Origin of the sequence: Bowmanella pacifica, assembly GCF_014645355.1 — a bacterium.
GTDB classification, from domain to species: domain Bacteria; phylum Pseudomonadota; class Gammaproteobacteria; order Enterobacterales; family Alteromonadaceae; genus Bowmanella; species Bowmanella pacifica.
The window spans coordinates 137825-151607 of record NZ_BMLS01000006.1 but is presented as its reverse complement, the minus strand read 5'-3'; the positions used below and the strand labels follow the sequence as shown (position 1 = coordinate 151607).

Genomic DNA, 13783 nt, shown 5'->3' with positions numbered 1-13783 from the left:
CATAGTATTAAACGGTATCAGGACTTATGAGACAAATCGTACTGGATACAGAAACCACCGGCATCGACCCTAAGCAGGGACATCGAATCATTGAAATTGGCTGCGTCGAGGTGATTAACCGGCGCCTGACCGGTAATCACTTTCATGTTTATATTAATCCACAGCGTGAAGTGGAGCAGGAAGCCATAGAAGTTCACGGCATTACCAATGAGATGTTGGCCGATAAGCCGCTGTTTCGGGATGTCGCCCAGGAGTTTGAAGACTTTATTCAGGGCGCTCAGCTTGTGATTCACAATGCCGCGTTTGACGTGGGCTTTATGGATCATGAGTTTGCCAAATTGGGTAAGCCGAGCAATTTTACTCAGGGTATCTGTACCGTACTGGATACCCTGGCTCTAGCCAGACAGTTGCATCCGGGCCAGAAAAACAACTTGGATGCCTTGTGTCGTCGCTATGGCATAGATAACTCGCACCGTACCTTGCACGGCGCTTTGTTGGATGCAGAGATCCTGGCCGAAGTTTATCTGTTTATGACAGGTGGCCAAACTAAGCTGAATTTGAGTGGCAATAGTGGCGGCTCAGACAGTCAGGGCGAAAGTATTCGATTAGTGTCAGCCGATAGAAAGCCGCTAAAGGTTATTCGGGCATCGGCCGATGAACAGGGAGAACATGAGCGCCGTTTGGATCTGATTGAGGCCAAGGGTGGTGCTTGCTTGTGGCGTCAAACTGCGGATTAGTATGCTAAAAATCAGTACCTTGGGATTGGCGATAATGATGTGTGCCGGCGCGTGGGCCGAGCAGACGACAGCGCCAGCCGCTCCAGTGTCTCCTATTACTATGCTGGAGGATAAGTACCTCAACAGCATTCAGTTGCTGCAAAACCGGTTTCGCATCGACCATGAGGTCGATGAGATTACTATGTTGTTCTTTCGCGAATATGGAACGGCGCCAATGGTTCTGGTGCGTCCTGATGGTAGCAAGATATTTCAAAGTGATGACCACCCCGAAGGGGTCGAATGGTATGACGATGCCACGTACGACATGGTCAAGATCACGCGTCCGATGCCAGGCCCCTGGCAGGCGGTAGGGCAAATGCTGCCGGGCAGCAGGGTCATGGTGGTCAGTGATGTCCAATTGGTGGCGGAGCCTCTGCCTGATTTAATGTTCTCCGGGGAGATCATTAAGCTTAAAGCCCATCTAACGAATGCCGGTAAACCCATCGAGTACAACGAGTTTCGCGATGTGGTGGAGTTAACCGTTGAGTTTCTCAGTACCAACAATCCCAACTTTACTAATTTTGGTGCAGATTCCCAGCTGGTTGCCCGCTATGAAGATAATGGCATGGGGATGGATGAATACCCTAATGACGGGGTGTTCACCGGCCAATTCAACCTGGATATTACCGAAGGCCAGTGGAAGCCGGTGTACCGGGTTTATACCCCTATGTATACCAGGGAAGAAGTAAAAGAGCCGCTGGTTCTGCATCCCAATCCCATCATTATGTCGGTGCAAAACGATACGGGGGATGGCAGGCATCGGTTGCATATAGATGTAAACCGTGAGCTGGTGGATATCAACAGTTTGCTAGTAGACGGTAAAATCCGTTACCCCAATGGCGACGTGCAAAGTTTTTCCATTACGGATAATGCACCGCAGGCACGGGAACATGAAATTCTGAATATCGAGTATGGGGTATTCAGGGTAAAAGTGACTGCTTATGGCAGTACCATTGACGGTCGTGACTTTATTTTGGATGTGCCTGAGTTTAGTTTCTTGTCTGAGGAGCCAGAGTTAGCAGCACTGGATGAAGGGACGATAACCGATGCTGAGATGGCAGAGCCGGTTGCATCCGGCGAGAACAGCTTACCTGATATCCTAATGGCGCCCTTGGATGAAACCTTAGTGGAGCCGCCAGCCGAGCAAAGCTTATGGCCAAGCATTTTATTGGCTAACGGTTTGTTATTGATAGTCGGGGGCTTGGTTATTTGGTTGACATTGGGCCGTAAACCCAGTGGACAGTCCACAGGTATTAAGTTCAAGCTGTCGATGCCGCGCATCAAATTTTCAAAAGCGAAAGGCAAGACCGACGCCTCGTCGGACGCATAAATTCGTCTCTATTGTCGGCAATTTATTCAGTTTGGCTAAATAAGCCGCAAACAGCGCGGTAAAAGGCTTTTTTGTCAATAAAAGCGTGAAAAAGCGGTTGACTCACTCACAGGGAACCCGTAATATCTGCGCCCAGTTGAGCGACAGGCAAAACGCCAAAGCTTAACTGGTTGATTTTAAAAAAGAAGTGGAGCGGTAGTTCAGTTGGTTAGAATACCGGCCTGTCACGCCGGGGGTCGCGGGTTCGAGTCCCGTCCGCTCCGCCAACCTCTTTAAAATCAGCGTCCCAAGTTGCTGGAGCGGTAGTTCAGTTGGTTAGAATACCGGCCTGTCACGCCGGGGGTCGCGGGTTCGAGTCCCGTCCGCTCCGCCAGCAACATCACCTTGCCAAGGGTGAGAGCATTAAGCTCAAAACACTATCGTTGGAGCGGTAGTTCAGTTGGTTAGAATACCGGCCTGTCACGCCGGGGGTCGCGGGTTCGAGTCCCGTCCGCTCCGCCACTTTAGTGTTATCCTATTTCCCCTTAATTGTATTTTTACCGCAATCAGCCATTGTCAGGCTGAGTTACGCATTTTTGTATCTGTATTTTGATTCTCCGGCTGTTTCGACTCTTGGCTTTCTTAGCATTTATCTAACTCCTTTCAGCGCCAAGTAAGCGGTATGTTGGCAGATAAAAGGCATAAAAAAGCCCCGTATTAACGGGGCCTAAATTAGTACGGGAATTGTCAGGCGGCTTTCGACGATTTCTTCTTGCTGTCTTCCAGTAAGCTCTTATCAGCCATAAGCTCTGCACTGTCAAAATCATCCACGTTGATAGTACGTAGACGTTCAGTTTCAGCCCGCTTAAGCAGCTCAGCTTCCTGCTCTGTCAGTACACCTAGGGCCAGGCCTCTTTCAGCCACTTTATCCAGTTGCATAAAGGGTAGGCGCTCGTTGGCGGCTTTACAGACCTTGTCATACAGGGGCTCAGAGGCAAGGATATCGTCCAGCGCTTGCTCCAGCATACCAAAAGGATTGCTTTCTTCACGGCTGAGGTACTGGCCTTTACCTAAACGGTCACGACTGTCACATGGGGTTTGCAGTATTTGTGCAATTTGATGATCCAGTTTATCTGAGGGCTTGGCATAACGTTTACCAAAGGGCATGACAATGAGTTTCAGCGCCTTACCCAGCAGCTTGGAAGGGAAGTTTTGCAGCAACTCTTCAATGGCCACTTCGGTACGGAACAGACTGTCTTGCAAGGCCCAGTGGACCAATGGCAGGTCGGCCTTCTGGCGACCTTCATCGTCATAGCGCTTCAGCACGGCGGTGGCCAGGTACAAGTAGCTCAATACATCACCCAAACGGGCAGATAAACGCTCACGGCGCTTAAGTTCACCACCCAGTACGCCCATGGCCACGTCTGACAAGAAGGCCAGGTTGGTGGCATAACGCTCAATGGACTGATAATAACCTTTGGTTTCGTCTTTAAAGGGAGCACTGGCCAGGCGAGCGCCGGTTAGTGCAAACCAGAAGCTGCGCACCTTATTGCTGATGGTAAAGCCTATATGACCGAACAAGGCATCATCGAATTCATCCAGTGCTTGTATTGGATCTTCATTGGCAGCGGCATACAGCTCTTTTAGCACATATGGGTGGCAGCGCATGGCGCCCTGGCCAAAAATCATCATGTTACGGGTCAGGATGTTTGCGCCTTCTACCGTGATGGCGATAGGCGCCCCCTGGTATCCGCGACCTACATAGTTATTGGGGCCAAGAACAATCCCTTTACCACCGTGTACGTCCATGGAATCGATCACCACCTGACGCATTTTTTCGGTCAGGTGGTACTTACAAATTGCAGAGATTACCGAGGGCTTTTCCCCCATGTCCAGGGCTTTGGTGGTCATAGACGTCACTGCGTCCATCAGGTAAGCATTGCCGCCGATACGACCCAGCATTTCCTCAACCCCTTCCATCTTACCTACCGGTAATTTGAACTGACGGCGAATACGGGCATAGGCACCGGTTGCCAGGGCCACAGACTTGGTGCCGCCAGCTGAGTTAGAGGGCAGGGTAATGCAACGACCCACCGACAAACATTCAACCAGCATACGCCAGCCCTGGCCTGCCATTTTTGGACCACCAATAATGAAGTCCAGGGGCACGAACAGATCTTTGCCGCGTACCGGACCGTTCTGGAATGGAATGTTCAGTGGAAAATGGCGGCGGCCGATATCCAGCCCTTCCAGATCCGCAGGAATCAACGCACAGGTGATCCCCAGTTCCTTTTCGTTACCCAACAGGCCATCGGGATCTTGCAGTTTGAACGCCAGCCCAACAATAGTGGCCACTGGGGCGAGGGTAATGTAGCGCTTATTAAAGGTCAGCTTCATGCCAAGCACTTCTTCACCCTGCCAGGTGCCTTTGCAAATAACACCTACATCAGGGATGGCACCTGCGTCAGACCCTGCCTCCGGACTGGTCAGGGCAAAACAGGGGATCTCTTCACCTCGGGCCAGACGCGGCAGATAATGTTCTTTTTGTTCTTGCGTACCATAGTGCTGTAACAGCTCGCCTGGGCCTAAAGAATTAGGCACGCCTACCGTAGAGGCCAGCACAATGCCTGAGCCAGACAGCTTCTGCAGTACACGGGACTGGGCATAGGCAGAAAACTGCAAACCGCCGTATTCTTTTTTGATAATCATGGCAAAGAACTTGTTGTCCTTGAGGTATTGCCATAATTCCGGGGACAGATCCGCACGCTTATGGTTAATTTCCCATTCATCCGCCATGCGGCAAGCTTCTTCAACCGGGCCGTCCAGGAAAGCCTGTTCTTCGGCTGACAAACGTGCGGCAGGAACGGCATGGAGTTTTTGCCAGTCTGGTTTGCCACTGAAGATCTCGCCGTCCCACCATACGGTACCGGCATCAATGGCTTCCTGCTCGGTACGCGACATTTCCGGCATGATCTTGCGATAGATTTTCAGAAAGGGGGCACTGAGATATTGCTTACGAACACTGCTGATATTCAGTGGTAGTGCAATCAACAGGAAAACCAACCAGGCCAATTGACCAACCTGGCCAGCGATACTGCCTACTGCCAGCACGGCAGCAACCAATAAGGTGGATACGTTTAACTTTAATCGCCAGTAGCTGGCAGCGCCTAGGGCAGCGATGACCAGAACCAACCAAAGAAGACTTTGCATGTTAACTCCGAAAATAAGAGGTCAGACCAGATATCTGGAGAAAATAGGCGGATCGGCGCAAAAAATCAAGGGGTGACTGAGGATTTTGCGCTGGAATGCGTTGCAGAAAATACCGGTATGCCCTTCAAATAGGGCACACAGGCTAGCCTGGATTACGTGAGAAATGGGTTAGCTGAATGTCAGCCTGTTCACTGCCGTCTTTGAATTGTTGTAAGCGTACCATTTGGTAATCGAGAGCTGGGGAAAACCAGATAAAGGTTTCCCGTGGGCTGTTTTCGCGGACTTTTTCTACCTTGATACAATCTAACTTTCCGTAGGGGAGTTGCAGGGTTTCCTGCCCGACGACCCGAAATGTTTGCTGGCGTAGCTCACCCCGATCATTGATGGTGTCATAAACAAAAGTGTCTTCGCCCTTTGCCAGTCTTTGTCTGACATCAAGTTGATAGAGCTGGTTATCTATCTCGCCTTGCCAGGGCAAGGTTGCATTGTCATTAACCTTGATGAGTTGGTTAGCCTTGTCAAACAACAGGCTGATGCCCTTATCTTTGCCTGTTCCAGTGCGACTGAAACGGTATTTATAAGGAATAATGTTCTGTTGCTGCAACTTGAACAAACTTTGCTCGGTGCGCACATCGCTTAAAAACAATAAGGAGGCTTTGGAGTGGTATTCCAGCTTGTACTGATCACGGCCTAAATGGGTTAGGGTTTGGCTGGCATGCCCCACATTCATACCGCTGCGGCTGGCTTTGTATTGTGCCTCGAAGGGAACAAGTTCATAAGCGAGCAGGGACTGCGAAAACAACAGTCCCAGCCCGATAAGGGCGTTAATCGGCCGCATAGCCTTCGGTCGGAACCAATTTATCGTCGAGCAAAACCTGGCCATTTTCCATCCTTAATCTGTCCTGGCAGAACCATTTTACGACCAATGGATAGAGTTGAAGTTCCTGTTCGCGTACCCGCGAAGACAACTCTTCCTCGTTGTCATCAGCAAATACCGGCACCTTAGACTGGATGACCACCGGGCCACCGTCTAGCTCGGGTGTAACAAAATGCACGGTGGCACCATGTTCCTTGTCACCCGCTTCGATAGCGCGCTTGTGTGTGTGTAAGCCTTTGTATTTTGGCAGCAGGGAAGGGTGAATATTCAGCATCCGTCCCAGATAATGCTGTACAAAACCTTCACTGAGAATACGCATAAAACCAGCCAGTATCACCAGATCAGGCTGGTAACCGTCGATCAATTGCATGAGTGCTTTATCGTAACTTTCCCTATCGGCAAAGTCCTTATGGCTTAACACGTGCGCTGGTACATCGGCTTTCTTGGCCCGCTCCAGGCCGAATGCATCGGCCTGGTTTGAGATAACGGCAGTGACCCGACCTTCAATACGCTCTTCTTCGATACTGTCGAGGATGGATTGCAGGTTGGTACCGCTGCCCGAAATTAATACAACGATTGATTTCATGGATTAACGAATCTCAACCTGATTGTCATCCTGGGTATCTTCTACTTTACCCAACAACCATGCATTTTCGCCTTCAGCGTTAAGCAGCGCTACCGCTTGTTCGGCTTTATCGGCAGGGACGGCAATCACCAGGCCTACGCCACAGTTAAACGTACGATACATCTCGTGTTGAGTAACGTTACCTTGCTGCTGCATCCAAGAGAAGATGGCAGGCCATTGCCAGCTGGCACCGTCAATCACGGCTTTGGTGTTTTGTGGTAACACACGGGGGATATTCTCCCAGAAGCCACCACCTGTGATATGCGAGATAGCATGTACAGGTAAGGTTTCAATCAGCTTTAAGACCGGCTTCACGTAAATGCGGGTTGGCTCAAGCAGATGGTCAATAATGGCTTTGCCTTCGAGCTGTTCAGTGGTATCGGCCTGGCTGACCTCAAGGATTTTACGTACCAAAGAGAAGCCATTTGAGTGTGGACCGGAAGAAGCCACAGCGATCAGCGCATCACCGGCACTGACCTTGCTGCCATCGATAAGGTTTTCTTCTTCAACCACACCCACACAGAAACCGGCAATGTCGTAATCATCACCATGATACATACCGGGCATTTCAGCCGTCTCGCCACCAATTAATGCACAACCAGACAGCTCACAGCCCTTACCTATACCGGTAACCACATCGGCTGCTGTGTCTACATTGAGCTTGCCGGTAGCATAGTAATCAAGGAAAAACAGCGGCTCAGCGCCTTGTACAATCAGGTCGTTAACACACATGGCGACCAAATCAATGCCCACACCATCATGGCGGTTGTGATCCATGGCTAAACGCAATTTAGTGCCTACGCCGTCGGTACCAGATACCAGCAAAGGTTTACGGTACTTCTGCGGAATCGCACAAAGTGCACCGAATCCACCGAGCCCACCCCGTACTTCCGGGCGCTGGGTTTTCTTGGTCACGCTCTTGATGCGTTCCACAAGCTGGTTGCCAGCATCAATGTCTACACCAGCATCTTTATAACTCAGGGAGGGTTTGGATTCGCTCACAATGGACCTCAAAATTAATGGCGGGAAAATTTTGCTGCGGATTTTATCAGTTAACGCCTGCTTTGGGTACAAGCTTTGTGCTCTGAGCAGTGAACAAATGGAGACAAAGAAAAGATGAAATTTATCGCTTTTTCAATAACAATAGCGCCTTTATGGAATTAGGACATCAAGGCATGAAGAAGGTTTGGTGGCTTCTGGCAGGTTGTTTATTTTGGGTTGCTTTGGCGGTCCAGGCTGCCTTGGTTCCCAATCTGTACGACGCCAGGGTGCCCATTGCCCAGCAATCTCCTAAGGCTCAGCAGCAGGCGAGCCGTGAAGCATTGCGCCAGGTGCTGGTTAAGGTTCGGGGTAACCGGGATATACTCGACAGCCAGGTAATCAGGAATAAACTCGCCAGTGCTGAGAGTTTTATCAGTCAGTATCGCTTCGACACCATTCAAGGCCAGAGCTTTTATGTGGCGACCTTTGATAACCAACGCATCGATGAACTGATTCGTTCGGCTGGTTTTCCCATCTGGGGGAGTCGTCGTCCTTCCACCCTGGTATGGTTAGCGGTTGAGGAGTCCAGTGATGGAGAGCGCCAGATTGTCTCTGAGCAGTCGGTTTCCCCTTATAGAGAGCAACTGCAATTAGCGGCCCATCAGCGCGGCATCGCGGTTAACTTACCTCTGATGGATATTGATGATATCGCCAGGGTAGGGGTGTATGACATCTGGGGGCGCTTTATTGACTCCATGGTCGATGCCAGTAACCGTTACCAGGTAGAAACTGTTGTACTGGCCCGTTTATATCCACGTAAAGCTGATGTTCAAGATGAACAGAGTGATGCCCTTGCCGTGCAGCAAGAAGGGCAGGAGCTTGGCTGGCAGTTAGATTGGAATCTGGCACTGGGTCTCGAACGGGACAGCGGCAGCTTGCAGGGCCAGTCGGCTCAAACACTGATTCAAGATTTTATTGACCTGCATGCTGACAGCCTATCTGCCCGTTATGCCATTAATAACGACACCGAGCAGCAGGGCCAAGTCGTTTATTTGCAGTTTAATAATATTAATGATCTGAGCTTGTACGTTCAGGTCAGTAAATTGTTGTCCAGTTTGTCTGTGGTATCACAGGTCAGCCTGGAGCAACAACAAGGAGCAACCAGTCTTTTTGCGGTCAGATTACTGGGGACTGAGCAGGATTTACTCAATGCGATTAGTTTGGAAAGACACTTCCAACGCCAGTTGGATGAATTTGGTCAGCCCATTGAGACATTGCAGTTCAACTGGGTACCTTGATGAGTAAACAGTTGTTCCTGCCTCTACAGTTACCGGACGATGAAATATTCGACAGTTTTATTCCGGGTGCTAACCAGCAGGTGGTCAGTCATCTTCAGTCGTGGTTGAATGACGAGCAAAGCGGACCTTTTCTGACCTATATCAGTGGTGATTCCGGTACCGGAAAAAGTCACCTTCAGTACAGCTTATGTAGTGCCGCTGCTAGTCAGGGTATGACCTGCGCCTATGTGGGGTTTAAGAATCTGGCCGAATTGCATCCCGACCTACTCAATGATCTGGAATTGGTGGCGGTAATTTGTCTGGATGATATTCACTTGTTGGAAGGCCACACTCAATGGCAAACGGCGGTATTTGATCTGATTAACCGGGTGCGAGAAAGTGGCCAAAGCCGCATACTGGTAAGCGGACTGCAAGGCCCTGCTCAGTTACCACTGGCCCTGGCTGATCTGCGTTCCCGTCTGAGTTGGGGACTGAGTTTTCACTTAAAGGGACTTGACGATGAAGGGCTAATGGAGGCGCTACGCAGCCGGGCGTATCGCCGTGGTATGAGCATGCCCCTGGAAGTGGCGCGTTTTCTGCTGAATCATTGCCATCGGGATATGCCGGCATTGCTGGCCGTACTGGATCGCCTCGATGCCACCAGTTTGCAAGAGAAACACCGACTGACTATTCCCTTCGTTAAGAAAGTCTTGGATCTTTAAGACTACCGCCTAAAGGGCGTCGGTCTGTCGAACGCTTGCCTGAGGGCTTTTTCATTATATATATACCGGTCGCCAAACAAAAGGCTTGAGTCTCTTTCCATACCGCACTGCCAAGTCCGGCGCAAACAAGCTCACTTTATAACAGGCAAGTAAGCGCGCTGAGTTGCGTTGGCAGTCTCTCTGGCAAACTTACCTTGGCCTGTTTTTATTCCTATGGATGGCAGCAAGTATCGCTATTGATTATTTTGCTTGGCCTTTTTTAGCCCAAGGCCAAGTTCCCGTCCCCTAAGTCTGGCAAAGAAACTGCAGCCGATAAATGCCAGGGTGGCTAATACAACTTCAATGGCTGCATACCAATATTCCTGCTCCAACGCGTAGACACCGGTTAAGCCGTGTAACAAATAGAACATCAGGATAAAGTTAGCCCAGGCATGGGTGTAAGGTTGGCCTTTTATTAATCCCGGTAAGGGCAACAGTAACGGCAGCACCCACATCAGAAATAAAAACAGCCAGGAATATTGCCCCTCAGTGGTCAATACAAAATGCCATAAAATACTAAAGGCCAGCAGAGTCAGGTAAGAGCACAGGGCCAGTACGCGAAAAAAACGGGTTTGCGGATTCAATGTTCAATCTCTCAATTTGATAGCCAACTGGGCAAGACGCTTGCCCTGTGCGGTGCAAAGGGCTTGCTCTGCATTACTCAACTGGTTTTGGTTTTCCAGTCCGGCATAGTGGGATGGACCATAAGGTGTACCGCCACTGGTGGTACTGTTAAGTTCAGCGACGCTATAGGGGGTGCCGACAATCAACATGCCATGATGGAGCAGGGGCACCATCATGGTGAGCAACGTGGACTCCTGACCGCCGTGTAAACTGCCACTAGAGGTAAAAACACAGGCGGGTTTGCCACTCAGCTCCCCTTTTAACCACAATGTTGAGGTACCGTCCCAAAAATACTTCATGGCCGCCGCCATATTACCAAAACGGGTTGGACTGCCCAATGCCAAGGCGCTGCAGTGTTGCAGATCATCCAAACTGGCATAAGGGTCACCACTATCTGGTACTGAGGAACGTGGCTCAAGACCTGTGCTGACCGGCGCTACGGTACGCACCCTGGCCTCAAGGCCAGCCTGTTCAATACCCTGGGCAATACGGTAGGCCAGGTTTCTGGTGCTGCCACCCTGACTGTAATACAGCACCAGAGCATATGGGGCTAAGGTGTTCAAATCAGAACAACTCCAATACTGACTCAGGGGGACGACCAATACGCGCGGCGGTCTCGGTGATCACTACTGGCCGCTCAAGCAAAATAGGATGGGTGGCAATTGCGGCTCGCAGTTCACTTTCGCTGCGCTGAGGCGCGCCTAATTCCAACTCTTTGTAGATATCTTCCTTTGTTCGCATCATGGCGCGGATATCATTCAGCGCCAGTTTTTGTTGCAACAGGGCCAACTCATCGGTGGATAAGGGGGTTTTCAGGTATTCCACCACTTCGACATCCAGCCCTTTGTCTTGTAACAGTTGCAGGGTCTGGCGGCTTTTGGAACATCTGGGGTTATGCAGTATACGAATTTGTGACATGCTAGCTGAGTATGTTGTTCAATCTTGTAGAACATTCTACCCAGACCCATCCAAGGAGGACAGCCGTTTGCCGCAAAAAGCCCTGATTTTGACCGTGGCGCTGATCGCTATGTTGGCCGGTACCAGCAGTTATTACTGGTTTAAAGCAGACTTCCATACGCTGCAAGGAGATAAACATCACTGGCGTGATTTACGCGGTCAGTATGTAGTGGTCAACTATTTCGCCGAATGGTGTGCGCCATGCTTGCGCGAACTGCCCGAATTGAACCGCTTTAATCAGATGATAGCTGGCGATGCCGTTAAGCTGTTTGGTGTGAGTTTTGATGCGTTATCCTCTGATGCCTTGGCACAGCTAGCCGACAAATACGAGATTGATTTCGAGCTTATTTTAACTGAGCCTGCCCCTGGCTTGCCGCTTGAACGCCCGCAAAGTCTGCCGGCGACCTTTATTATTGGCCCGGATGGTAAATTGATAAAACAGTTGATGGGCGAACAGCATGCAGACGATTTGCTGGCTTTGATTAATGCACTGCAACAGCGTGAGGCCGCAAATTAGCCTCACGCATTAGGCTTTCTAAAGGTTTCTAAGTCGCGTGTCGGCATCCCGCATTTGCTCTATTCTGGCGCGAATACGTTGTTTTTCCAGTGCGCTGTCAGCGGTAAAGTTGTACGCGGTTTGCAGTTCATCAATGGCCCTGGGGTAGGCGGCTATCAGGGCGTAAACCTCTGCTTTGGCCTGATGCATTTCAAGCATCTGCCGACTTTCGCCATAGGCTTCACTGAGCAACTGATAAGACAATAAGTGCTCCGGATTAACCAGCAGATAATCTTTGATAATGCGCACGGCGTCGTCGTGCTGGCCATCTTTTATCAAGGCATTGGCCAGGTTTAATGCCAGAACACGATTTCTGGGTTGTTTCAGGCTGTGCTCGGTCAGCACCTCGACAGCATCGTGGTGACGTTTTTGCGCCAGGGCAATATCGGTAAAAGTATCCAGATAGAATAAGTTTTCCGGATCATCCCGCAACAGTTTGTCAATGATCGGCCTGGCCTTGTCTGGTTGTTCGGTATCCAGCAAGGTTAACGCCAGACCATATTGGGCGGCCTTTTGAATCACTGGATGTTCAGCATTATCCAGCATGGCTTGAAAGTAGCTGCTGTCGTAGGTCCGAATACCCGTATAACGGGCTTGGATCCTGGCCTTGATTAAATGAAACGACAAGCTGGGGGGAATTTGAACCCTGGGATAAATAGCTTGCCTGGCTCTGGCATCGGCAATCCGGCTCTCAGGCAAGGGGTGCGTCAGCAAAAATGCAGGAGGTTTCGATTGATGACGATATTTGGCCGCTAACTTACCAAAAAAGGTCGAAGCCGCACTGGGATCGTAGCCGGCGTGGGCCAGAACTTCGATACCCACACGGTCTGCTTCTTTTTCATTACTGCGGGTGTAGTTGATTGAGGCTTGCGCGCCAGCAGCCTGACTGGCGCTGATGGCCGCAATACCCGCTTCAGGATCGGCCATAGCAAGCAGCACGCCGCCCAACATAGAAACCAATTGCAAGGGAGAGGTTTTTTGGCGTGACTCCATGCTGCGGGCCAGATGGCGTTGTGTGACGTGGGCGATTTCGTGGGCTACCACAGAGGCAAGTTCGCTTTCATTGTCAGCCTGAACTATCAGACCGGTATGAATGCCGATGTGCCCACCGTAAAATGCAAAGGCGTTGATGTCATTGTTGCCGATAGGGAAGAATTTAAACGGAAACTTGGCGTTGTCAGCTTGTGCAACGAGGCGGTTACCTAAATCCTGAATATACTCTTCTAACAGCGGATCGTTAATAATGGGGGCCCGACCACGCAACTGGCGCATCAAGGCTTCACCGACCAGCAGTTCTTTATCAATGCTAATGGCGTTAGATGCCACCACACCGATTTCAGGTAATTCATTCTTGTCATTGTTCAATCGAACCTGCGCAAATACCAAAGCAGGTAAAAGACTCAGACACAGAACGATACTTCTTCGCATAGTTTCCATTACTCACAACAACCGGGATGGATTGGATAGGCGAACCTGACGAGAAGTTCCCCACGTGGGCAGCCATTGCCCTAGGTTTAACTATAACTGTTTTATTGTCGCAATGACTATGCTGTTGAGGTTATCAGGCCACGATAGGCCGACGAATGAACAAAATACCGTGCATTTCAGCATGCGCGTGGCGACTCTTCGCGCTTGCTTAGCCTTTTGTCTTATATTCAAGTGGGGGATTATCAGTATTGTGATGGTGTTTCTGTGCTAGAAGCTGGGATGGGGCGAAAGGGCAGGACGTAAGGATAAATATCCGGGCAAGTGATTGATCCCGTCCCACCAAGCGGAGGATAATCATGACCTGAGTGATGTGGTGTTCCCTATATTGAAATACCCAGCCAA

General features: G+C 50.3%; 13 protein-coding genes and 3 tRNA genes. 8 read left to right on the top strand and 8 right to left on the bottom strand.

Annotation, left to right across the window (positions count from 1 at the left end; genetic code table 11):
* Positions 1-26 precede the first annotated feature (26 nt).
* The 5 genes from dnaQ (at position 27) to IEX02_RS16615 (ending at position 2607) form a co-directional block, all read left to right on the top strand.
* A complete protein-coding gene (gene dnaQ, locus IEX02_RS16635; RefSeq protein ID WP_188697749.1) occupies positions 27-737 on the top strand; it encodes a DNA polymerase III subunit epsilon in 711 nt (236 codons plus the stop codon).
* 1 nt (position 738) lies between these two features.
* Positions 739-2106 carry a TIGR03503 family protein gene (locus tag IEX02_RS16630; RefSeq protein ID WP_188697746.1) on the top strand — a complete coding sequence of 456 codons (1368 nt, stop codon included), beginning with the start codon at positions 739-741 and terminating at the stop codon, positions 2104-2106.
* Between the two features lie 189 nt (positions 2107-2295).
* A tRNA-Asp gene (locus tag IEX02_RS16625) sits at positions 2296-2372 on the top strand.
* Positions 2373-2402: 30 nt separating this feature from the next.
* Positions 2403-2479, top strand: a tRNA-Asp gene (locus IEX02_RS16620).
* Positions 2480-2530: 51 nt separating this feature from the next.
* A tRNA-Asp gene (locus tag IEX02_RS16615) sits at positions 2531-2607 on the top strand.
* A gap of 225 nt (positions 2608-2832) precedes the next feature.
* On the opposite strand, the gene fadE is transcribed toward IEX02_RS16615, so the two are convergent.
* The 4 genes from fadE to purM form a co-directional block, all read right to left on the bottom strand.
* Positions 2833-5295, bottom strand: coding sequence for an acyl-CoA dehydrogenase FadE (gene fadE / locus IEX02_RS16610; RefSeq protein ID WP_188697744.1), 2463 nt, complete (start codon positions 5293-5295; stop codon positions 2833-2835).
* A gap of 142 nt (positions 5296-5437) precedes the next feature.
* Positions 5438-6133 (bottom strand): DUF3108 domain-containing protein, encoded by a 696-nt coding sequence (locus IEX02_RS16605; RefSeq protein WP_188697741.1) that lies wholly within the window; start codon positions 6131-6133, stop codon positions 5438-5440.
* A complete protein-coding gene (purN, locus tag IEX02_RS16600) occupies positions 6120-6758 on the bottom strand; it encodes a phosphoribosylglycinamide formyltransferase (protein ID WP_188697737.1) in 639 nt (212 codons plus the stop codon). The genes IEX02_RS16605 and purN overlap by 14 nt, the downstream gene beginning before the upstream one ends.
* 3 nt (positions 6759-6761) lie before the next feature.
* Entirely contained in the window at positions 6762-7799 is a 1038-nt protein-coding gene (purM, locus tag IEX02_RS16595) for a phosphoribosylformylglycinamidine cyclo-ligase (RefSeq protein ID WP_188697734.1), read from the bottom strand.
* Between the two features lie 173 nt (positions 7800-7972).
* Between purM and IEX02_RS16590 the strand changes: the two genes are divergently transcribed.
* Positions 7973-9076 (top strand): DUF2066 domain-containing protein, encoded by a 1104-nt coding sequence (locus tag IEX02_RS16590; protein WP_188697731.1) that lies wholly within the window; start codon positions 7973-7975, stop codon positions 9074-9076.
* Entirely contained in the window at positions 9076-9777 is a 702-nt protein-coding gene (gene hda / locus IEX02_RS16585; RefSeq protein WP_188697728.1) for a DnaA regulatory inactivator Hda, read from the top strand. The genes IEX02_RS16590 and hda overlap by 1 nt, the downstream gene beginning before the upstream one ends.
* Positions 9778-10010: 233 nt before the next feature.
* On the opposite strand, the gene IEX02_RS16580 is transcribed toward hda, so the two are convergent.
* The 3 genes from IEX02_RS16580 to arsC are packed head-to-tail and all read right to left on the bottom strand — an operon-like array spanning position 10011 to position 11358.
* Positions 10011-10400, bottom strand: coding sequence for a DUF2069 domain-containing protein (locus tag IEX02_RS16580; RefSeq protein WP_188697726.1), 390 nt, complete (start codon positions 10398-10400; stop codon positions 10011-10013).
* Between the two features lie 3 nt (positions 10401-10403).
* The gene (gene wrbA, locus IEX02_RS16575; RefSeq protein WP_188697723.1) at positions 10404-11003 is read right to left on the bottom strand and encodes an NAD(P)H:quinone oxidoreductase; all 600 of its coding nucleotides are present in this window, start codon (positions 11001-11003) and stop codon (positions 10404-10406) included.
* Position 11004: 1 nt separating this feature from the next.
* Positions 11005-11358: an arsenate reductase (glutaredoxin) gene (arsC, locus tag IEX02_RS16570; RefSeq protein WP_188697721.1), complete on the bottom strand. Its 354-nt coding sequence runs from the start codon at positions 11356-11358 to the stop codon at positions 11005-11007.
* Between the two features lie 67 nt (positions 11359-11425).
* Between arsC and IEX02_RS16565 the strand changes: the two genes are divergently transcribed.
* Positions 11426-11914 (top strand): TlpA family protein disulfide reductase, encoded by a 489-nt coding sequence (locus tag IEX02_RS16565; RefSeq protein ID WP_229702262.1) that lies wholly within the window; start codon positions 11426-11428, stop codon positions 11912-11914.
* Positions 11915-11932: 18 nt separating this feature from the next.
* Here the strand turns inward: IEX02_RS16565 and bepA are convergent, their stop codons facing one another.
* Positions 11933-13381 carry a beta-barrel assembly-enhancing protease gene (gene bepA / locus IEX02_RS16560; protein ID WP_229702261.1) on the bottom strand — a complete coding sequence of 483 codons (1449 nt, stop codon included), beginning with the start codon at positions 13379-13381 and terminating at the stop codon, positions 11933-11935.
* Positions 13382-13783: the final 402 nt, after the last annotated feature.